This window comes from Microvirga sp. BSC39 (assembly GCF_000739015.1).
GTDB lineage: Bacteria > Pseudomonadota > Alphaproteobacteria > Rhizobiales > Beijerinckiaceae > Microvirga.
This window is the reverse complement of record NZ_JPUG01000065.1, coordinates 86,664-107,151: the sequence shown is the minus strand read 5'-3', so window position 1 is coordinate 107,151 and position 20,488 is coordinate 86,664. Positions and strand designations below refer to the sequence as shown.

The 20,488-nt window shown below is 63.6% G+C and carries 17 protein-coding genes; 9 read left to right on the top strand and 8 right to left on the bottom strand.

Going from position 1 to position 20,488, the window contains the following annotated elements:
* Nucleotides 1-13: 13 nt before the first annotated feature.
* From MA07_RS15180 to MA07_RS15170, 3 genes are all read right to left on the bottom strand, one after another.
* Nucleotides 14-1,126, bottom strand: coding sequence for an amino acid ABC transporter permease (locus MA07_RS15180; protein WP_036352450.1), 1,113 nt, complete (start codon nt 1,124-1,126; stop codon nt 14-16).
* 3 nt (nt 1,127-1,129) lie between these two features.
* Complete coding sequence (locus tag MA07_RS15175) at nt 1,130-2,302, bottom strand: ABC transporter permease subunit (protein ID WP_036352447.1); 1,173 nt, start codon at nt 2,300-2,302, stop codon at nt 1,130-1,132.
* A 66-nt stretch (nt 2,303-2,368) separates the two neighbouring features.
* The gene (locus MA07_RS15170; protein WP_052003199.1) at nt 2,369-3,406 is read right to left on the bottom strand and encodes an amino acid ABC transporter substrate-binding protein; all 1,038 of its coding nucleotides are present in this window, start codon (nt 3,404-3,406) and stop codon (nt 2,369-2,371) included.
* Nucleotides 3,407-3,594: 188 nt separating this feature from the next.
* On the opposite strand from MA07_RS15170, the gene MA07_RS15165 reads away from it, so the two are divergent.
* The gene (locus tag MA07_RS15165) at nt 3,595-5,232 is read left to right on the top strand and encodes an amidohydrolase (protein ID WP_036352442.1); all 1,638 of its coding nucleotides are present in this window, start codon (nt 3,595-3,597) and stop codon (nt 5,230-5,232) included.
* A gap of 111 nt (nt 5,233-5,343) precedes the next feature.
* Here the strand turns inward: MA07_RS15165 and MA07_RS15160 are convergent, their stop codons facing one another.
* The 5 genes from MA07_RS15160 to MA07_RS30910 form a co-directional block, all read right to left on the bottom strand.
* A complete protein-coding gene (locus MA07_RS15160; RefSeq protein ID WP_036352439.1) occupies nt 5,344-6,795 on the bottom strand; it encodes an amidohydrolase family protein in 1,452 nt (483 codons plus the stop codon).
* Nucleotides 6,796-6,843: 48 nt separating this feature from the next.
* The gene (locus MA07_RS15155) at nt 6,844-7,515 is read right to left on the bottom strand and encodes an aspartate/glutamate racemase family protein (RefSeq protein ID WP_036352436.1); all 672 of its coding nucleotides are present in this window, start codon (nt 7,513-7,515) and stop codon (nt 6,844-6,846) included.
* Nucleotides 7,516-7,522: 7 nt separating this feature from the next.
* Nucleotides 7,523-8,971, bottom strand: coding sequence for an amidohydrolase family protein (locus MA07_RS15150; RefSeq protein WP_036352433.1), 1,449 nt, complete (start codon nt 8,969-8,971; stop codon nt 7,523-7,525).
* 69 nt (nt 8,972-9,040) lie between these two features.
* Nucleotides 9,041-10,498, bottom strand: a complete 1,458-nt coding sequence (hydA, locus tag MA07_RS15145; RefSeq protein WP_036352430.1) for a dihydropyrimidinase — start codon at nt 10,496-10,498, stop codon at nt 9,041-9,043.
* Nucleotides 10,499-10,842: 344 nt separating this feature from the next.
* A complete protein-coding gene (locus MA07_RS30910) occupies nt 10,843-11,079 on the bottom strand; it encodes a hypothetical protein (RefSeq protein WP_036352427.1) in 237 nt (78 codons plus the stop codon).
* A gap of 623 nt (nt 11,080-11,702) precedes the next feature.
* On the opposite strand from MA07_RS30910, the gene MA07_RS15135 reads away from it, so the two are divergent.
* The 8 genes from MA07_RS15135 to MA07_RS15100 all read left to right on the top strand — a co-directional run bounded on the left by MA07_RS15135 (nt 11,703) and on the right by MA07_RS15100 (nt 20,486).
* A complete protein-coding gene (locus MA07_RS15135) occupies nt 11,703-13,649 on the top strand; it encodes a methyl-accepting chemotaxis protein (protein WP_036352424.1) in 1,947 nt (648 codons plus the stop codon).
* Nucleotides 13,650-13,653: 4 nt separating this feature from the next.
* The gene (locus MA07_RS15130) at nt 13,654-15,099 is read left to right on the top strand and encodes a chemotaxis protein CheW (RefSeq protein ID WP_052003198.1); all 1,446 of its coding nucleotides are present in this window, start codon (nt 13,654-13,656) and stop codon (nt 15,097-15,099) included.
* Nucleotides 15,096-16,196, top strand: coding sequence for a chemotaxis-specific protein-glutamate methyltransferase CheB (gene cheB, locus MA07_RS15125; protein ID WP_036352421.1), 1,101 nt, complete (start codon nt 15,096-15,098; stop codon nt 16,194-16,196). The genes MA07_RS15130 and cheB overlap by 4 nt, the downstream gene beginning before the upstream one ends.
* The gene (locus MA07_RS15120; protein WP_036352418.1) at nt 16,193-17,050 is read left to right on the top strand and encodes a protein-glutamate O-methyltransferase CheR; all 858 of its coding nucleotides are present in this window, start codon (nt 16,193-16,195) and stop codon (nt 17,048-17,050) included. Before cheB ends, MA07_RS15120 begins: the two co-directional genes overlap by 4 nt.
* Nucleotides 17,043-19,037: a chemotaxis protein CheA gene (locus MA07_RS15115; RefSeq protein WP_036352416.1), complete on the top strand. Its 1,995-nt coding sequence runs from the start codon at nt 17,043-17,045 to the stop codon at nt 19,035-19,037. The genes MA07_RS15120 and MA07_RS15115 overlap by 8 nt, the downstream gene beginning before the upstream one ends.
* Complete coding sequence (locus MA07_RS15110; RefSeq protein WP_036352413.1) at nt 19,034-19,303, top strand: hypothetical protein; 270 nt, start codon at nt 19,034-19,036, stop codon at nt 19,301-19,303. Before MA07_RS15115 ends, MA07_RS15110 begins: the two co-directional genes overlap by 4 nt.
* 101 nt (nt 19,304-19,404) lie before the next feature.
* Entirely contained in the window at nt 19,405-19,788 is a 384-nt protein-coding gene (locus MA07_RS15105) for a response regulator (RefSeq protein ID WP_036352410.1), read from the top strand.
* Between the two features lie 50 nt (nt 19,789-19,838).
* Nucleotides 19,839-20,486, top strand: a complete 648-nt coding sequence (locus MA07_RS15100; RefSeq protein WP_244445260.1) for a chemotaxis protein CheX — start codon at nt 19,839-19,841, stop codon at nt 20,484-20,486.
* The last annotated feature ends 2 nt before the right edge of the window (nt 20,487-20,488 follow it).

Genomic DNA, 20,488 nt, shown 5'->3' with positions numbered 1-20,488 from the left:
CCAGCACGGTCCTCTAATCGTACCCGAGGCGCATGCGGCGCTCCAGGAATCGGCTGTAGGCGCCCATCCCGTAGGAGAACACCAGGAACACGACGGCCGCGAAGACATAGCCCTCCAGCACGGCAATACCCACCCAGTTGGGATCCGTCATAGCCGTGCGCACGGTGGAGAGGAAATCGAGCAGGCCGATAATCGTGACGAGGGTCGTATCCTGGAAGAAGCCGATGGAGATGTTCACCAGCGGCGGGATCGCGATCTTTAGGGCCTGAGGCAGAACGACGAAACGCATGGACTGCCAGTAATGCAGCCCCATGGCGCTGGCGGCTTCGTGCTGCCCCCGCGGAATTGCCTGCAAGCCGCCGCGCACGGCCTCTGCGATATAGGCGGCAGCGAAGATGATGATCGCGATCTGCGCCCGCAGCAGCTTGTCGACAGTGATCCCGCTCGGCATGAAGAGCGGCAGCATGACCGATGCCATGAATAGGATGCTGATGAGCGGCACGCCTCGGATGACCTCGATGAACACGATGGCGATCACCCGGATGGCGGGGAGCTTCGATGAGCGTGCTAATGCCAGCACCACGCCAAGGGGGAAGCCGAGCGCCAGTCCGACGGCCGAGAGCAGGAACGAGAGTGGGAGACCGCTCCATTGCGTCGTCGGCACATAGGAGAGGCCGAGAACCCCGCCGCTGATCAACACTCCTGTCGCCATGATGACGAAGGCCCAGAAAACGAGGAGCTTGCCGCTCCAGAATCGCGGGATCATCGAGATCGCAATCGCGCCGAGAAATAGAATCATCGCGAGCGCAACACGCCAATGCTCGTCATAAGGATAGACGCCGAAGACCATGAAGCGGAGCTTGGCTTCGTAATAGGGCCAGCAGGCGCCTTGCCCCACCTTACAAGCCTGGGCTCCTCCTTCGGTGACAGCCCGGGTCACGAGCCAGCCGTAGGCGCCCTTGACCCCGAGCCACATGATCCAGAGACAGACCAATGTGATCACCGCATTGACGGGAGTTCCAATGAGAGGCTTGAGCGTACGATGGAACAGGCGGCGTTCCACACCCGGGTCACGCCGAACCGGCATCTTCAATTGCGCTTCGGCAATGTCGGTCGCAGTCGTCATGGCCTAGCGCTCCTTCAGCGCGACGCGGCTGTTGTACCAGTTCATGAACAGGGAGATCGCAATCGACAGGCCAAGATAGACCAGCATGAAGATTGCGATGCCTTCGATCGCCTGACCGGTCTGGTTCATGGTCGTGTTCGAGACCATCACAAGATCCGGGTACCCGATTGCGATGGCGAGCGACGAGTTCTTGAAGAGGCTTAGGTAGCTGCTGGTGAGCGGGGGGATGATGACCCGCAATGCCTGGGGCAGCACGATGAGCCGCATGGTCAAGCCGTCCCTCAGACCTAGGGCGCGCGACGCCTCCCATTGGCCCTTGCGCACCGACAGGATGCCGCTTCGCACGATCTCGGCGATGCCGGCAGAGGCGGATAGGGCAAGGCCGATGAGAAGTGCGGTGAATTCCGGCGTCAGTTGCGAGCCGCCCGTCAGGCGGAAGCGACCTTTCTCGGGAAGGCTGACCGCGAACTCAGGCTGCATGATGAGGAATGCGAGAACCGGCGGGATCAGGAGAGCAAAGGCAACCCATGGCCATGTGGTTCGATCCTTGCCGGTTCTGATGCGCTCTGCGGTCATGCGCCGGTGAAGGACAACCGCCAGGACCCCTCCGAGAACCAACGCGACGATGATGATCGTATGAGCACGAGTCCAGATCAGCGACGGAACGGTCAATCCGCTGTTGCTCACGAACACGTGGGGAAGAACTTCCCACGCTTCGCGCACCGCCGGCAGGGTAGTAACAATCAGGGCGTACCAGAGGAAGAGATAGAGCAGGAGAGGAACGTTCCGCAGCGCCTCCACGTAAAGGAAGGCAAGAAGAGCAAGCAAAGGATTGCGTGACAGACGCGCGATGCCGACGACGAGGCCCAGAATGGACGCAAGCACGACGCTCCAGGCCGAAACCCAAACCGTGTTGACGATGCCGGCCAGGATGGCACGTCCATAGGTGTCTGTCGGCTTATAGTCGATCATCGTCTGGCTGATGACGAAGCCTGCCTCGCGGCTCAGATAGCCGAAGCCCGTAGCGATGTTCTGTTCTGCAAGCTTCTGCGAGACGTTCGAGAAGAGATAAAGCCCGAGAAGGACGATGCTCCCGACGGCGAGAACCTGATAAAGAATGGCCCGGAAGCGAAGATTGTAGAGGAGCCTCGTCACGCTCATCGAATCTGCCGGCATGTTGATCCTTCCCGGAGACTGCTGAAGGCGGAACGGGCGGCCTTGCAGCCGCCCGCTGATCGCAGATTACCGGAACGGTGGCGAGTAGAGCAGGCCTCCCTTGGTCCAGAGCTCGTTCGGGCCGCGAGACAGACCGAGCCGCGTCTCCGGGCCGAGATTGCGCTCGAAGAGTTCTGAATAGTTCCCAAGGGACTTGATGACGTTGTAGCCCCACTTGTTGTCGAGGCCGAGCATCTTTCCAAGGTCGCCGTTCACACCGAGCATGCGCTGGATCTCCGGATCCTTGCTCTTGAGATGCTCGTCCACATTGGCCTGGGTGATGCCCTTTTCCTCGGCGGCGATGAGCGTGTAGACCGTCCAGCTCAGAATGTCGCGCCAGTTCGGATCGTTCTGGCGGACCGTCGGAGCGAGCGGCTCCTTTGAGATGGTCTCCGGCAGGACTACGTATTCCGATGGATTGTTAGCGATAGCGCGTACGGAAGCGAGGTCGGAGCGATCCGACGTGATGGCATCGCAGCGCCCGTTGAAGAACGCATTGCGCCATTCGTCAGAATTCTCGAACACCACGGATTCATACTTGATGTTCCTGGGACGGAAGAAATCCTCCAGATTTTGGAGCGTCGTGGTGCCGGGCAGGAGGCAGATCGCGGCATCGGCGAGTTCGCCGGCGCTCTTCACGTTGAGCTTGGTCGACACCATCAAGCCCTGGCCGTCGTAGAACACCACGGGCCCGAAATCGAGGCCGAGGGACGCGTCGCGCGAGAAGCTCCAGGTGTTCTGGCGGGACAGGATGTCCACTTCACCGGATTGAACGGCCTGGAAACGGACATTGGTGTTGAGCGGGATGAAATCGACCTTGTCGGGATCGGCAAAGATCGCTGCCGACATGGCGCGGCAGACATCGACATCGAAGCCGCGTCGGGCACCTTTATCGTCGGCATAGGAGAAGCCGGGAGAGACGGGCGAGACGCCACAGAGAATCTTGCCGCGCTTCTTGACCGTGTCGAGTGTCGCCTGTGCGGAAGCCGGCGCGGCCGAGACAGCGGCAACACCGGCGATAAGACCCATTGCGAGCCAACGGGTCAAAGATCTGGATTGTTTCATTATATTCCCTCTTTCCGTGCGCCTTATCCGGCTGCTACGCGTCAAAGCTAGACCCTAAACAACTGTAGTTTCAAGGGTAGAATTTCCCAACGGAAGTTGTTCAGGAACTTGCCGGTTGACCAAAAGGGATGCACAGTCTTCCGTCTTCCACAGTAAGTTTCGCCGCTCCTCATTGTTTGCGAGTCGTCATGCCGATCCTGCCCAAAGCCGATGTCGTTCTCACCAATGGCCGAATCTTCCGCGGCTTCTCAGAACAGGTGACCGAAGGGATCGCCCTCTGGGCCGGACAGGTCCTAGCAGCGGGATCGGCTGCCGACATGGAGCCGCTCATCGGGCCGCGGACACGCGTGATCGATCTCGCGGGTCGCCTTGCCACCCCGGGATTGTGCGACTCGCACATGCATCTTCTCCCTTACGGGGTCATCATGGGGCACGTGGATGTGCGCGCTGCCTCCGCACCCACTCTTGCGGCGCTACTCGAAAGAGTTAGGCAGCGCGCCTCTGTTACGCCGCCGGGCCAGTGGATTCAGGGGCGGGGGTACGATCAGTTCGAACTTGACGTGAGACGTCATCCCCTTCGCGAGGAACTCGATGCCGTCGCGCCTGATCATCCGGTGGCGATCGTGAGGGCTTGCGGCCACGTGACGATCTGTAACTCGAAGGCGCTCGAACTGGCAGGAATCGACGAATCGACTCCCGTTCCGCAGGGAGGCGCCATTGAGCAGCGGGACGGGCGCCTGACAGGCCTGCTGGCCGAGACCGGGCGCGACCGACTGAAGGCCGTTCTGCCGGAGCCGACGGATGAGGAACTCGTGCAGGCCATCGACAATGCCGGCCGTGCGTGCCTGTCCTATGGCATCACCAGCGTAATGGATGCGGGCGTCGGCATGAGGGCAGGCTACCGCGAGGTCGCGGCTTACCGCACCGCCCAGCGCCTGGGCCGCCTGCCCGTGCGGACGACGCAGTGCCTGCTTGGAGGTCCGGGCGGCATCGTAGAGCAGGCCTATGCGGATGGTGTGGTGACAGGCGTGGGTGATTCCATGCTGCGCGTCGGTCCCGTGAAGATCTTCACGGATGGCAGCGCCGGCGGCCGGACCGCCGCCATGAGCGAGCCTTATGTCGGAGAACCAAAAACCACCGGCTTGATGCTCCTGCACGACAACGAGATGAACGATCTCGTGCATGAGTACCATAAGAAGGGCTATCAGCTGGCTGTTCATGCCATCGGGGACGCGGCGATCGAGCAGACGCTGAATGCCTTCGAGCGGGCTCTCGAAGCAATGCCGGACCCTGATCGTCGCCACCGGATCGAGCACGCGGGCTATGCAAGGGCCGACCAGAACGCCCGCATGAAACGCCTGGGAGTCCAGCCCGTCCCACAACCTGTCTTCATCTACGATTTCGGCGACCTGTATGTTTCCGTCGTGGGGGAAGAGCGGGCGAAACCCTCCTATCCGCTCAAGACCTGGATTGATCTCGGCTTCAAGCCTGCAGCCGGCAGCGACGCCCCTGTCTGCGACATCAATCCCTTCCCGAACTTCTTCTCGATGCTCACCCGCAAGACCTCCCATGGCACCGTCATGGATCAGCGGGAAGTGGTTTCGATCGAGCAGGCCATCACTGCCTTCACGGAGTTCGGCGCCTATGTGAACAAGGCCGAACACGAATGGGGTCGCCTCGTGCCGGGCCTTGCAGCCGACGTTGCAGTGTTCTCCCGCGATCTGCTGACGGCCTCACCCGAGGAGATCCTTCACGACACCCGTTGCGATCTTACGATCCGTGGGGGCGAGGTCGTGTTCGATCGTCACGGAGAGGTGGCCCGCTGACGCGCCTTGCCTCGAGAGGAGCTGCCGTGACAATGCAAAAGACCCCGAGAGACCTCGGGGTCTTTCTTGCTTTTTGGATCTACGGCAGTGGAGTAGGGCTATCCCGCTCCATCAATTGCGGATGGGGAAGACGCGGGGGCTGAGCTCTTCCAGGGTCCGTCCCGCCCAGTCGCGCTGGGATGCCGACGCAATTGCCTCGGCTTGGCCGCGGCGCAGCATCTCGATATCTTCGCTGATGTCGAAGTCCAGAACCTCTCCGTCGCGGACAACCTGGCGGCCGTCCACATAGACATGCTTGATCGCGCGGTCGTTCGCCGAGTAGACGAGGCTGCGGATGGGTTCGTAGTCGGGCTGCATGTAGGGGTTGCTCATGTCGACGACCGAGAAATCCGCCTTGCAGCCGGGAGCAATGCGGCCCAGATCCGGGCGGCGAATCATGTCGGCTCCCACGGCCGTGGCCGCCATGAACGCGTCCCGCGTCGTGGCTGCCGTGAAGCTGCCCGCGATGATCCGGCCTGCGTAGCAGGCCATGCGGAGTTCATCGAGCATGTTGTGGGGGAAACTGTCCGTGCCGATGCCGCAGCGGATGCCCGCCTTCATATAGCGGCTCAAGGTGTTCAAGGCGATGCCGCGCCGGGCGAAGACCACGGGGCAGTGCGCGACCTGCGCGCCGCTGTCGCGCAGGCGCTCGAAATCGTCAGCATGGGGCCAATGCAGCCACGGATGGTCGTTCAGGAAGATGCAATGGCCGATGATCGTGTCCGGCCCGAGGGCTCCGATCTTGTCGAGCCATTCGATGGGTGTGCAGCCATAGCGGCGCATGATCTCCTGGAACTCGACGATGCTCTGGGCGGCGTGGATCTGAATGGGCTGGTTCCGTTCGCGCGCCGCATCGAGCGCATCCCGGATCTGCCCCTCCGTGCAGGTGTCGATCTGGGCTGGCGTGAAATAGCCCGTGATGCGTCCGCTCGGATGCTTCGAGGCCGCATCGGCAATCTCGATGGCCTCGCGCAGCAGCCGGTCTCCGGTGGCGGGATCGAGGTTGTATTCCACCGAATGGCCGTTGGTGGTTTTCCAGGGGCCGGACCGGAACATCCCCCAGAGGACGGCGCGAATGCCGGTTTCCGCGTATTCGTCGGCCCAGGTATCGCGGGGCCTGCCGAGATCGCAGATGGTCGTGACGCCGCTCTTCAGGAGTTCGGATGCCGCCACGCGAAGCGCCGGGCGCGTGTATTCCGGTCCGATCTGGAAGACGGGCATGAACTCGTAGAGCGAACTCTGGCCGAGGCGCGGGCTCCCCAGCTCTTCCAGCATGCCCTTCCAGCCCGGCTCGTGGCCAGGATGGCTGTGGATATCCACGAAGCCCGGGATGATCATCATCCGGCTCGCATCGACCTCCGCATCGGCGGTGCCGGAATAGCCGCTCCCGACATGGATGATATCCGCGCCTCGGATCACGAAATCAGCGTTGCGAAGATAAACGTGGGATTGGGCCGCCTCATCCCAGGCGACGATCCAGTCGCAGTTCCGGAAAAGGGTCGTCTTGGCGACGGCATCGGTCATTTCAAGCTCCGTGGAGAGATGGGAGGGCATCGGAAGGGGCGAGCGCAGTCAGGGCGTGAAAGCCTGCGAGAGACGGACATGGCCGACCGCCATGGCGACGGCTGCCTGGGTCGGCTCCACGACGGAGACCCCGACGGCCTCCTCCAGGGCGGCGCGATAGCGAGCCATGCCGGCACAGCCCATCACGAGGACGTCAGCTCCATGGGCCGACTTCAGCGTGCGGCCGACCTCGATCATGCGGCCTAAGGTCTCTCTTTCATCGGAGAGCTCGGCAACGCCGAGCCCGATGGGAAGGTCGGCCGCGAAGCGATCCATGACCCCCATCGCGCCGAAATAGCGGAGATGCCTTGGGATGGAGGTCGGCAGGATGGCAATGACGCCGAACCGCTGCCCGAGCGTGAGCGCCGTCAGCACACCGCATTCGGCAATCCCGAAGACACGGCGGCGGCTCTGCTCGCGCAAGGCGTGGAGGCCAGGATCCGAGAAGCATGCGATGACAAAGGCGCCGGCGCTCTCCTCCAGCTCGGATGCCTTGTGCAGCATGGGCGAGATGACGCCGTCCACATCCCGCTGCGACTGGATCCCGGGCGGTCCCTCGGCCAGCGAGAGGCAGACGATGCCCGGACCGTCGACGCTTCTCAGGGGCACTACGGCCGCGTCGATTGCTGCCGTGACCGCCTGAGACGAGTTCGGATTGATGACGTAGACGGAAGAGCTCATGATTGCTTCATCCTCGGGCCGCGATGGGCAATGAGTATGGCGCCAGGACGGAGAGGGAGCGGCCCTGCGGGTCGTCATGCTCCGCTCGCCGGGAGGCGCGCCTCTGCGCATCCTGCAGTTCCCGAACCGCACCTTCGTAGTCCAGGTTCGCGACCCTGCGACCCTTCACGACAGCCTGGCCGTCCACATAGACATCGCGAATGGCTCGCTCTGCGGCGCAGTGGATCAAGTTGCGCAGCGGATCGTGAATCGGCTGCATGGCCGGATGGCTCAGGTCGACCAGCGACAGGTCAGCCTTCGCGCCGGGTGCCAGTCGTCCGATGTCGCTGCGGCCGAGAGCCCTGGCTCCGCCAGTCGTCGCGGCGAAAAACAGGTTGCCCGTATCCAGATCGAAGACGCTGCGCCCGGCAACGCGCGAGCAGATCAGCGCCTCGCGCATTTCTTCCAGCATGTTGAACGGATAGCTGTCGGTGCCGATGCCGACATTGACGCCTGCGCGCTGGTAGGAGCCGAGGCTTTCCAAAGTCATGCCGCTGCGCGCGAAGGTGACGGGGCAATGGGCCACCGAGGTGCCGCTTCGGGCGAGACGGACGAGGTCGTCGCGGCTGCGCTGCCGGGTCCAGGAGTGATGATCGAGGAAGATGCAATGTCCGAGGATCAGGTCGGGCCCAAGCACGCCGAGGCGCTCCAGCATGGCGGGCGCCGTCTCTCCCGTCCGCCGAAGCAGTTCCTCGTGCTCGGCCATGGTCTGCGCCGCATGGATGGTGATCCGCACCCCGCGACGGCGCGCCTCAGCCACCGCATCCGTGATCAGCTCCTCAGAGCAGGTCTCGATCTGCGACGGTGCGATCACACCATCGATGCGGCCGCTGGAATGAGCACGCGCTTCGTCGACGAAGGCGAGCGCTTCCGCATAGCGCTCCCGTCCGCGCGCCTCGTTCCATTCGAAATCGAGACGATGGCTGCCGGCCATGCGCCATTGCGCCTCACGGAAGCCGGGGGCGAGATAGGCCCGCAATCCGCTTTGCGCCGCCAGGGTGAGCCATTGCGCATGAGGCGACGCGATATCCAGGTGCGTGGTGACGCCGCTGCGCATCAGGTCGCCCAGCATGACCGTCTGACAGGCGGCCTTGGCATCGTCATCGGAGTCGATCAGCGCCGAGTATTCGTAGAGCGCATTGCCCCAGAGTGCTGCGGTGCCGACATCCTCGAACAGGCCCTTGGCGATGGGCTCGTCTCCGGAATGGCAGTGAACGTTCACGAGGCCGGGCATCACCATAACAGAGGCGCCGGCAATCTCCTCGTCGGCGCGGTCCTGATAGGCCGGGCCCACATACAGGATCCCCGCCCTGGAGAAGGCTACATCGGTACCCTGCATGTAGACGTGCCGCGAGGCGCCTTCGTCCCAAGCGACCACCCAGGCAGCCTTGCGAACAACCGTTACCGTGTCAGTCATGGTTTAGGGCACCGATGCAGAGGGATGATTGTTCATGGGCCGAAAGGCCGCCTAGTTGCGCCGGGTGGGTCACAGAAGGTGAGCCCCGAAATTGGTGTCTGGGTCGAACTCCGGGCTCAGGCGTCCGGTCGGGCGCATCGAAGCGGCGGGTTCGCGCAGCTGCAGCTGGCCCGATCCAGGAGCGGCCTGAAGCGTTCCGTCGGCGATGATCACCTCACCCCGGCGCAAAACGGTCTCGGGCCAGCCTCGCAGGGCGCGACCGGCGAAAGGATTGTAGCCGACATTGTCGTGCAGCCCGTCATCCGTGAGCACGACCTCCCGATCCGGGTTCCAGATTGCGATGTCGGCATCGGCACCGACAGCAATGGCGCCCTTGCGTGGGTGAAGGCCGTAGATCTTTGCCGGGGCCGTTGCCGTCAGTTCGACAAACTTTTCCAGGCTCGACCTGCCCCGGCTCACCATAGCGTCGAACAGCAGCGGCAGGCGCGTCTCAAGGCCCGGAAGGCCGTTGGCGATCTGCTTAAAGTCCGGGTTGGAGCCTGCGGAAAGCTTGCCGGTCCCATCGAACCTGTAAGGCGCATGATCGGAGGAAATAACCTGAAGGTCGCCGAGTTCGAGCGCGCGCCATAGTGCGTTCTGATCGTCCGTCGAGCGGGGAGGAGGACTGCACATCCACTTGGCGCCCTCCAAACCCGGCCGGTCCAGATCCTTCGCCGTCAGGAACAGGTATTGCGGGCAGGTTTCGGCGAAAACCTTGATGCCTTCGCCGCGCGCGCGCCGGATGACGGCAGCGCCTTCGGCGGTGGAGACATGGAACAGCATGATGGGCTGATCCAGCAGCTGTGAGAAGCGAATGAGACGCTCGAAGGCCTCGATTTCGCACACCCGCGGATGGCTCACGCCGTGGTACTTGGGCTCGACATAGCCGCGGGACATGAGCCTGTCGGCCATCCACTTGATCATGCCGTGATTCTCGGCGTGGGCGCAGACCATGGCTCCATGCCTGCGGGCCACCATCATCACGTCCAGAACCTGCTCGTCGAGAAGGCGAACGCGATCGTAGGTCATGAAGATCTTGATCGACCGGTGGCCGCTCTCGATCAGTGCCGGCAGGTCGCGTTCCAGCGTTTCCGGCGTTGGATCCGAAATCCAGAGATGAAAGGCATAGTCGGTCACTGCGCCGGAAGCAGCAAGGCGCGAGTAGTTCTCGACGACATTACACAGGCTGTCGCCGCGATGCTGCGCCGCGAAGGAGATGACTGTGGTCGTGCCGCCGAAAGCGGCAGAGCGGGTTGCCGTTTCAAAGGTGTCTGCGTTCATCAGCCCGCCGCCCGAGAGTTGCTGAATATGGCAGTGGGCGTCTACGCCACCAGGAAGGATGAGCTTGCCCGTGGCGTCGATGGTGCGCCGACCGGGTGGTAGGTTCCGGCCGAGTGCCACAATCTGACTGCCGCAAATCGCAACGTCAGAGGCCGTGACGCCCTCTGTAGTCGCGAGGCTTCCGCCCCTGATGACCAGATCGTACACGGTCGCTCCCGAGAAGCTTGAAACTGCAAATTCGTTCAAATTGTACCCCGGGAGCAATTTAGGCAGATGGATTGAAGCTCAGCAAGGGGGCAATTCCTCACGGAATCCGTACTTCATCTAAAGCTGCAGTCAACCAAGCTGTATCGGAGGCGTCTCCGTAGATTTCTGTCAGCTGAGAATTGGTTGAACAAAGTTACTAGCAACATTGGCCGCTGTGCTCACCACAATCGTTTCTTAGTCCTGCAGATTCACGCTGGTCCGCTTCAGCAGGTGAAGGATCACGTTCATCCTGAACCGCGAAATTCGTTGGTGGCGCCTTATGGACCTATGCTCCGATTGTCGGGCTAATACTGGGGCGTCGAGATGCGGGTCGTTGCGACAGGTCTCGTCTCCCAGGAGGAGCTGGCGTGGCAGTTCGGCCGGGCGCGCTCGAGCAGCCGGCGCGCTTTGCCGTTGGTGACCGGATCCGCATCCGCAATTTGCATCTCCACGCTCACACCTGCCTGCCGCTCTACGCTTGCCGCAAGTCGGGCGTCGTTGCGATGGGGCAGGGCGCCCACGTGTTTCGGGCGCGAACGCATATGTGCAGGCTAGCAGCCGCAATAGCTCCACGCCGTCGGCTATTCGGGCCGGGAGCTCTGGGGGGAGCAGGCGGATCGAACACCGAGTGTCTCGACCGATGCCCGGGAGAGCGACCTTAAAACCGCATGAGGATGGAGCCCGCGCGGCACACGACGCAGCATGGTCAGCCGATATTGCTCGCGAACGATCCACTCCGATAACTTGCGAGCCAGGACCACGTGTGGGGTGATGCCAAAAGTCGTGAGCCGACCTCAACCTGTCAGGAAGGCACCTACACCCCGAAGAGCGCCGAGTGATATCCTGCACCCAACTCTCTATCCCGGCGCCAGAGCAACTTCAGCCACTGCTGATAGCCTTCAGCAACCGTGTGCCCACCTACATCAACTCAGAGGAAAATCCCGCTTCCGCGAGCGAAGCTGACTTCGGGGAAACATCGTCCAGATTCCGCTTTGACCCAAAGCGGCCCTTCCACTCCTCGCAATTGAGCCCTGCATGCCTTGCTCAGGTGGCGGCTAGACCTATAAGAGTCTAGCTCCTCTCTATATCCTTCGACGAAGCTGGGAACCCGGCTTTCGAGCTGAAGCGGTGTTAGGGTACCGTGTCAAAGCTTCAAGGAACCCCAATGGCATTGGTCAAGACGTCCGAACTTGCGGGCAAGGGCAATTCACGTCCGGCCGGCGATGAAGCCGCCAATTCCAGCATCATGCCTTCACCTTCACGGGGAGCCGCGTCTCAACGGCGGACCCTGGAGCGTGTCAGGGCCCGGCAACAGAAGGCGGCGGAGCGTATCGGTGCTGCGACAGAGGAGCTCGCGAGCGGCGTGGCTGAGGCTTCATCGGCCGCCGAGGAGCTCCGACGCTCCATGGAGCAGATCGCCAGCGGAGCCGAGGAGGCTGCCGGCGCCTCTCAGCAGTCGCTTTCAGCCATCGTGAGCCTGAGTGCCTCGTTTTCCGAGGCGCGCGCTCACGCCGAGGCGACGCGCACCAAAACGGCCGGCCTTCAGAGTCTTTTGATCGAAACAGGAGCCCAGATCGGCACATCCGTGACCGCCGTGGAGGCCAACGCGTCGCGCCAGCGGGGGATGGTCGAAATCGTTTCGCTCCTTGAGCAGCAGGCGGCCGAGATCGGTGAGATCACCCGCGTGGTCGGGGACATTTCCGACCAGACCAATCTTCTTGCGCTGAATGCGGCTATCGAGGCGGCCCGGGCCGGAGAGAGCGGGCGCGGCTTTGCGGTCGTGGCCGATGAAGTCCGAGCCCTCGCCGGCACGTCGGAGAAAAGCGCACAGGATGTCCAGGCCCTGGCGGAGGGCATCGTCAACGAGGTCCGGTCTGTGGCCGAGCGGATCCGTGCGTCGGCAGAGACCGCATCGGGCGAGGCCAAGATCGGCCGGACCGTGGTGTCGGCCCTGGACAAGATCCGAACCGATGTGTCCCTCCTGGCCGAGGGGAGCCAAGCCATCCTTGTGGCAGCCGTCGAGGCTGAAGCGGCCATCCGCGAGGCGCAGCGCGGGGCCGAGCAGGTGGCGAGTGCCGCCGAGGAGCAGGCCGCGGCCGCCGCCGAGGCTCAGCGGGCCGTCCAGCAGCAGAGCGCATCGCTCGATCAAAGCCAGCAGACCGCGCAGGCATTGGCTGCTCTTGCGGACGATCTTCAGGAGGGTGCGGCCGGGGCTGCCAGCGCCGAGCAGGTCGGCTCCGCGGCCGAGGAGCTGTCTGCGGCCATCCAGGAACTCTCCGGGGCATCCGGCGAGATCATGACGGCCGTCGATCAGATCAGTCGGGGAGCCCAGATGCAGGCTGCGGCCACGCAGCAGGCCAACGTGGCGATGGAGCAGATCGAGCGCGCGACTGCCGCATCGCAGGATGCGGCGAGCACCGCCATTAAGCGGATTGAGGCACTTGCAGCTGATCTCCAGGACAATCGCACCGCCACCGAGCGGCTGGCCTCGGGCGTCGAGGAGGGCCTGCGGGAGACGCAGGCCGTGATCGGCCTAATGAGCGGCTTGGACGAGTCCAGTCGCCGCATCGAAAAGATCGTTGATGGCATCGCTCTCGTGGCCGTTCAGACCACCATGCTGGCCGTGAGCGGCTCCATTGAGGCCGCCCGGACCGGCGAGGCCGGGCGCGGCTTCGCGATCGTCTCCAGCGACATCCGCAATCTGGCGCGGGACGCATCCGAGAATGCCGACCGGATCAAGGATGTGGTTCGCCAGATCCGCGATCAGATCACCATCGTCAGGCGCGACCTGGAGCAGAACGCTGCCATTGCCGAAGCCGAGGTTGCCAAGAATGCTCTGACGGCGGAGCGGCTGGGCGCGGCGGAGGCCGGTGTGCAGGCCATCCGCCAGGGAAGCACCGCCATCCTGTCAGGCTCCGAGACGATTCTGACGGCGGTGCGCGAGGTCCGGCTCGGCACCCAGCAGGTTGCCGCCGTGGCCGAGCAGGCCGGCAGTGCCGCCGCGCAGGCCGCCACCGCAGCGCGCCAGCAGGCGCGAGGAGCCGAGGATCTGGCTGCTGCGATCGAAGAGATCGCCTCCCTGGCCGAAGAACTCCAGATGGCGGAGTCTTAAAGCCATGGCAGAGGCGGCCTCTGGGGCTGTCGCCCAGTCGTTCCTGACGGTGCAGGTCGGCGACGAGCGCTTCGCCCTCCCGGCATCCGATGTGGCCGAGGTGATCCGTCCCCCGACTGTGACCCTCGTACCCCTCGGGCCATCAAGCCTGCTCGGAGTGGCCAATCTGCGTGGTGCGGTGATGCCCGTGGTGTCGCTGCATCGACTGCTCGGAGGGGAGGCTGGCCCCTCGTCGAATGCACGTGTTGTGGTGATCGACCGCGGCGCCCCGGTCGGTCTCATGATCGACCGAGTGGCCTCGCTCGGGGAGACGGGCGCCGATGGCGGCACGGGCGCGCCTGCGCAGACGATCGATCTGGATGCGCTGCTGGCCAAGGACTTCGGCCGCTCCATCCGCCGGGTTCAGCACCGGCAGGTCCAGGCCGTGACCGACGGGCAGGATCGAACGGCTGCGGAGCAGAGCCAGGTTGCCCTGGTGTGCTTTGTCGTGGCGGGGCAGGATTTCGCCCTGCCTCTCACTTCCGTTCGCGAGGTGGTGGCCCTGCCGGACGGGGTCGCCGTCGTCCCGCAGACGGATTCCGTCATGCTGGGCGTGACATCCCTGCGCGGGCAACTGCTGCCGCTGGTATCCCTGCGTGCGCTTCTCGGGCTCCGGGTCGGCGGGCAGGGCGGTGACCGGTCCCGCGTGGTGGTGGCACGGATCGGCAATGGGTTCGTGGGGCTTGCCATCGACGGCATGAAGGAAATCCTTCGCCTTCCCAGCAGCGCCATCGACCCTGTGCCGGCCATCCTGACACGGGGGGATGCGGAGGCTCAGATCCAGGGCATCTGCCGTCTCGAAGGCGGCCGGCGGCTGGTCTCGGTGCTGTCGACAGACCACCTGTTCAGAGACCAGGCGCTGATGGAGCAGATCACGTCGCAAACGGGGAAGAACCACGACATGGCCACAGTGGATGGCCCTTCAACGGGCGACGAGCAGTTCATCGTGTTCCAGCTCGGCGGCGAGGAATACGGGCTGCCCATCGGGTCTGTCGATGAAGTGGTGCGTGTGCCCGACACGCTGACACGGCTGCCCAAAGCTCCTGCTTTCATCGAGGGTGTCATGAACCTGCGGGGCCGCGTCGTTCCCGTGATCGACCAGCGGCGGCGCTTCAAATTGGACGGACAAGGAGAACGGCGACGGGAGCGTATCGTCGTCGTCAGGATCGATCAGATGCAGGCCGGCTTCGTGGTCGACACCGTGTCGGAGGTTCTGAACATTCCCCAAAATCAGCTTCGCCCGACGCCCGATCTGGCTGCGGACGGGAGTCAGGTCATCGACCGCATAGCCAATATCGAGGTCGAGGGAAGGATGATCCTCCTGCTCGATCCGCGCGAGCTGCTGGACAGAGCGGAGAAGGATCTGCTCGCCGCCATGGGCGAGAGCGACCCGGAGCGACCCGCTTCGTGATCCGGCTGCTCATCGTCGACGATTCTCCCCTGATGCGACGTCTGCTTGGCGGCGTGTTCACCGCCGAGGGCGATTTCGAGATCGCCTTCGCCCGCAACGGTGTCGAGGCTCTGGAGCAGCTGCGGGCCTTCAAGCCGCACGTGATCACCCTCGATGTGCACATGCCCGAGATGGATGGTCTTGCCTGCCTCGACAGGATCATGCTGGAGCGCCCGTGCCCGGTGGTGATGATCTCCTCCCTGACGGAAGCAGGCGCGCGCGTCACTCTCGAGGCCTTCGAGCTTGGAGCCGTCGACTTCATCACGAAACCTGATCGGGCCATTTCGCTGGAGATGGAAACGCTCGCCCCCCGGCTCGTCGAGACGGTGCGCGCCGCGTCGCGAGCCCGTCTGCCCAGCAGCCTGAGACTGGCCGAGCGGGTGCGGCTGCGCAGCGGCTTGGGACAGGCACCCTCTGCTCAGGCGCCGCGACCTCGTGCGCCGGCCTCGCCGCCGAAGCGACGGATCAAGGCTGCGCCAGCCCATGGTCTCGTGCTGATCGGCGTCTCCACAGGAGGTCCTCCGGCGCTCGATACGGTGCTGTCGCGGCTGCCGGCCAACTTTCCGTGGCCGGTTGTCGTGGCGCAGCACATGCCGGGCACGTTTACTGGTCCCTTGGCCCGCCGGCTCGACAAGCTGTGTGCTCTCAACGTGACGGAAGCAGCCCTGGCGATGCCGCTTGCCCCCGGCAACGTCTATATCGGCAAGGGCGATGCCGACGTCATCGTCAGCGTTCGGCCTGACGGTCCTGTGGTGCTGGCCGCTCCCTCGCTGCCCGAGCACCGCTGGCATCCGAGCGTTGATCGGCTGGTGGACAGCGCCATGCAGCATTTCGCCCCCGAGCGCCTGCTTGGGGTGCTGATGACCGGCATGGGCAGCGATGGAGCCGAGGCAATGACACGGCTCCATGGGCAGGGTGGCCACACCATTGCGGAAGCCGAAGAGAGCGCCGTCGTGTGGGGCATGCCCGGCGAATTGGTTCGCCGGGGCGGCGCGGAGCTCATCGCGCCCCTGGAGCAGATAGCCAACCGGATCATGGATATGGTGGAGCGCTCATGAGCAGGCCACGCAAGGCCCAGGCGCTCACGGCCGACGAGATCCGGCGCCTCGGCGCGTTTCTCCACAGCCGCACCGGTATGATCTTCGGTGAAACCAAGCGCTACTACATCGAAAGGCGCATCGCCGACCGTATGGCTGCGACGGGAATGCTCACCTTCAATGCCTATTTCGCTCATGTCGAGGCCGACCGCCGCGAAGTCGAGCAGTTGATCAACGTCTTCACGGTGAACGAGACCTACTTCTACCGTGAGGAGCATCAGCTCCGCTGCCTGAGCCGCTCGCTCTTGCCCGGAATCGTGCAGGGCAGGAAGCCCGGCGATCTCGTGCGGATCTGGTCCGTGCCCTGCTCGACGGGGGAGGAGCCCTATTCCGTCGCCATCTGGCTGCTCGAGAACTGGCCGCTGGTCGATGCCTATCATATCGAGATCGTCGGCTCGGATATCGACACGCAGGTTCTGCTGGACGCTCAGGCGGGAGCCTACGGCGAACGCGCCCTTTCGCGGTTGCCCTCCGACGTGGTCGAGCGCTATTTCGAACTGTCTCACAAGGATCAGCGCAGGCTGATCCAGGATCTGCGTGAATCGGTGAAGTTCACATCGGCCAATCTTGTCGATCCTGCTTCCGTAGCGGCGCAGGGACAGTTCGACGTCATCTTCTGCCGCAACGTTCTCATCTACTTCGACGATTCCTCACGCCTTCTGGCCGTCGACAATCTCTACAAATCCCTGCACCCGGGAGGCTACATCTGTCTCGGCCATACCGAGTCGATGACCCGGATCTCGAAGCGTTTCGACCTTCGCCGCTTCGAGGATGCGATCGTCTATCAACGGCCCGGGAGCGACCGCGATGGATGACCTACTCCAGCATTTCATCGTCGAGGCCCACGAGCTGATCCAGCAGGCGACGGACGACCTCCTGGCCCTGGAGCGCAACCCGCAGGCAGCAGCGCCCATGGACAGCGCCTTTCGCGCCGTCCACACCCTGAAGGGATCGGTCGGCCTCTTCGATTTCGCCCCGATGGGGATTGCCCTGCATGCCGCCGAGGACCTGCTGGGCGCTCTCAGGGAGAAGCGGGCCGGCATCGACAGCCATGTGATCGACAGCCTGCTCGCCTGCATCGGTCAGGCCGAGCGGTGGGTTGCCGGGATCGAGCAGACAGGAGATCTGCCGCCGGATGCTGCGGAGGAAGGCTACCGTCTGGCACGGGCACTGCGCTCCCAGCTCGATGAGGATCCTGCTCAAGCCGCAGATGCGGTTCCCCAGGCCGATCTCGGCTGGATCGAGGAACTGATGGCTCAGGGCCCGGATTGGGCAGCCCTGAGGGCGCAGGATCGTCCTCTGGTGGCGATCCGGTACACGCCGCGCGCCGATTGCTTTTTTGCCGGCGACGACCCGATGGCGCTCCTGCGCTCGGTTCCTGATCTGATGGCCGTCCGCCTCTCGCCCCGGGACCCGTGGCCGCCTGCGGCTGAGATCGATCCCTTCTCCTGTAACTTGAGGATTGAAGCGATCTCCGGCGCCGAACTGGACAGGGTCAAGGCCATCTTCCGGTTTGTGCCGGATCAGGTGACCCTTCGCGAGATCGCTCGGACTGCCCAGGAACCGGCCTCCGGCATGGTGCTCGCCAGCGGAGCCGCCGGCGTCGCGATGGGAGCCGCCGGTGGAGCGGGCGCACGGATGCTTCGCGTCGATGCCTCGCGAATCGACCGGTTGGCGGACCTCGTCGGTGAAATGGTCATCGCCAAGAACGCGCTGGCGCATCTGGCGGGACAATTCGACGACGGGCTGGACCGGAAGCGCATTTCGCAGGGCCTGCTTGCGAGCCAAGCGGCCATCGAACGCCTCGTGGCCGAACTGCATGGGGCCGTCATGGATGTTCGCATGATGCCCATGCGGGACATCTTCCGACGCTTTCCCAGGGCGGTACGCGACCTCGCAGGTCAGCTGGACAGAGCCATCGACTTCTCCATGGAAGGGGAGGAGGTCGAGGCCGACAAGGCCGTGGTGGAAGGCCTCTTCGAGCCTCTGCTGCATATCCTGCGCAATGCGGTCGGCCATGGTGCCGAACCGGAGTCCCTCCGTCTGGAGGCCGGAAAACCGGTGAGAACGAGAATCGTGCTCAGGGCCTATCGCGATGGCGACCGCGTCAGGGTTGAAGTCGAGGACGACGGACGCGGCATTGATCCGGCGGCGATTCGGGAGGCGGCGCTCCAACGCGGGATCGCCTTGGCGGACGACCTTGACCGCATGAGCGATGCAGACGCCCTCGACCTGATCTTCGCCCCCGGCTTCTCGACCGCCTCGGAGGTGACCGACCTGTCGGGCCGGGGGGTCGGCATGGATGCGGTACGCTCCGCGGTGGAGCGCCTGGGCGGTCAGGTCAGCGTGCGAAGCCGGCCCGGTCAGGGCACGACGATCCGCCTGTCCCTTCCGTTGACCATCGTCATGACGAAGGTCATGGCGGTCCGGCTGGGTCGCGAACTCTACGGCATTCCCCTCGATGGAATCCTCGAGACCGCCTTCGTGCCGGCCTCGCGGGTCCTTCCGATTCGAGACGCGGAGGCTTTCGTCTGGCGTGACAGGACGCTTCCTCTGGTGCGGCTTGCCGATCTCTTGGGAATACAGCCTCCAGGGGAGGACCCTCAACGCCTGAAGGTCATAGTCATGGCAGCGGGTGACGACCTAGTCGGGGTGGCAGTGGATGGATTTGCCGAGCGGATGGACGTTCTGATGCGGCCGATGACCGGTATTCTCGCGGGCATGCCCGGCGTGATGGGGACGACCCTGCTCGGCAATGGCAGCGTGCTGATGATTCTCGATATTCCGGAGCTGATCGGATGAGCGTGCGGCTGGACGGCGACGTCATCATCCTTGAGGGGCAATGCCGCGTCGAGGATGCGGAGCCGCTGCTGGGCTTGCTCCAGGCCGACAGGGGGCGGTCGGTGGACCTGACGGGTGCCGAGCATCTCCACGCCGCCGTTCTCCAGATTCTGATGGCTCTGCAGCCCACGATCGGGGGAACGGCCGGGGACGCCTTTCTCCGAGACTGGATCACTCCGGCCTTGGTGGGAAAAAACCCTGTCGGATCAGACCCGCGGGGCAGCTGAAACGTTGTCATTCTCCCTGCATACACTAAAAGAGACCTACGGCCTTTCTCTCCTAGTCGTTCCGGTTGTCCCGGGCAGTCTATCCCGAGCGGAGTATCTGAGTGGTGATAACGGTTCTGATCGTCGACGACAGCAAGCTCGCGCGCATCGTGGCAGCCAAGGCTCTGGCCGCGCTCCAGCCTGAATGGGACCGAGTCGAGGCCGGCAACGCCCGGGAAGCCCTCACCATCCTGAGCGAGCGGAAAATCGATTTGGCCATGATCGACTTCAACATGCCGGAGAAAGATGGGCTCGAACTGGCCACGGAGATCCGTTCCAGCCACCCGACCATGCCGATTGCGGTCATTACAGCCAACATCCAGGACGAGGTGATCGCTCGGGCGCGCGAGGTGAACGCAACTTTCGTCAGCAAGCCTCTGACGGAGGACGGATTGAGAGGATTCATTTCTGGAGCAGCCCTGCGCCTGCGGTCGAGCGCGGCTTAAGAAGTGTCAGTCCCGAAAAACCTGGCGACACGCCACAGCCGAGGTTTGAAATGACGGTGTCAATGATCTCGGAAGTGCTCAACGAGCTGGAGCTCGATGCTCTGACGGAGCTCGTGAATATCGGTGTCAGCCGCGCCGCGTTCAGCCTTCGCGAGATGGTCGGCGAGCAGGTTCATCTGTCCGTGCCAGGTGTCGATCTTGTGCATCGTACGCGGGCCATTGAGATCCTTGAGGGACGGGAGGCCGGCCCGCTCGTGGCGGTTCACCAGGTCTTCGAGGGAGACATCACGGGGCGCGCCCTGCTGATCTTCCCAGAGACCAAGAGCCTCGAACTCGTCAGGGCGGTCACAGGTGGCGAGCTTTCTCTCGAAGACATCATCGAGCTGGAGCAGGAGGCACTGGCCGAGACCGGCAACATTCTGCTGAACGGCTGCCTGGGTACGATCGCCAACATGCTCCATCGCAGCCTGAGAATGTCCCTGCCGGAAATCATTCGTGGAAAAGGACCCGAACTCTTCAACCTTGCGCCTCCCCCTGAGGCTGCCGACGTGGTGATGTTTCTCTATATAAACTTCACGGTCAGACAACGGGACATCAGCGGCTACATCGTCATGCTGATGGATATCCCTTCTCTGGCTGTGCTCAAGAACCTGCTCGGCGAATTTATCGAGCGGGCAACCGACGGGACGGCATCCTGATC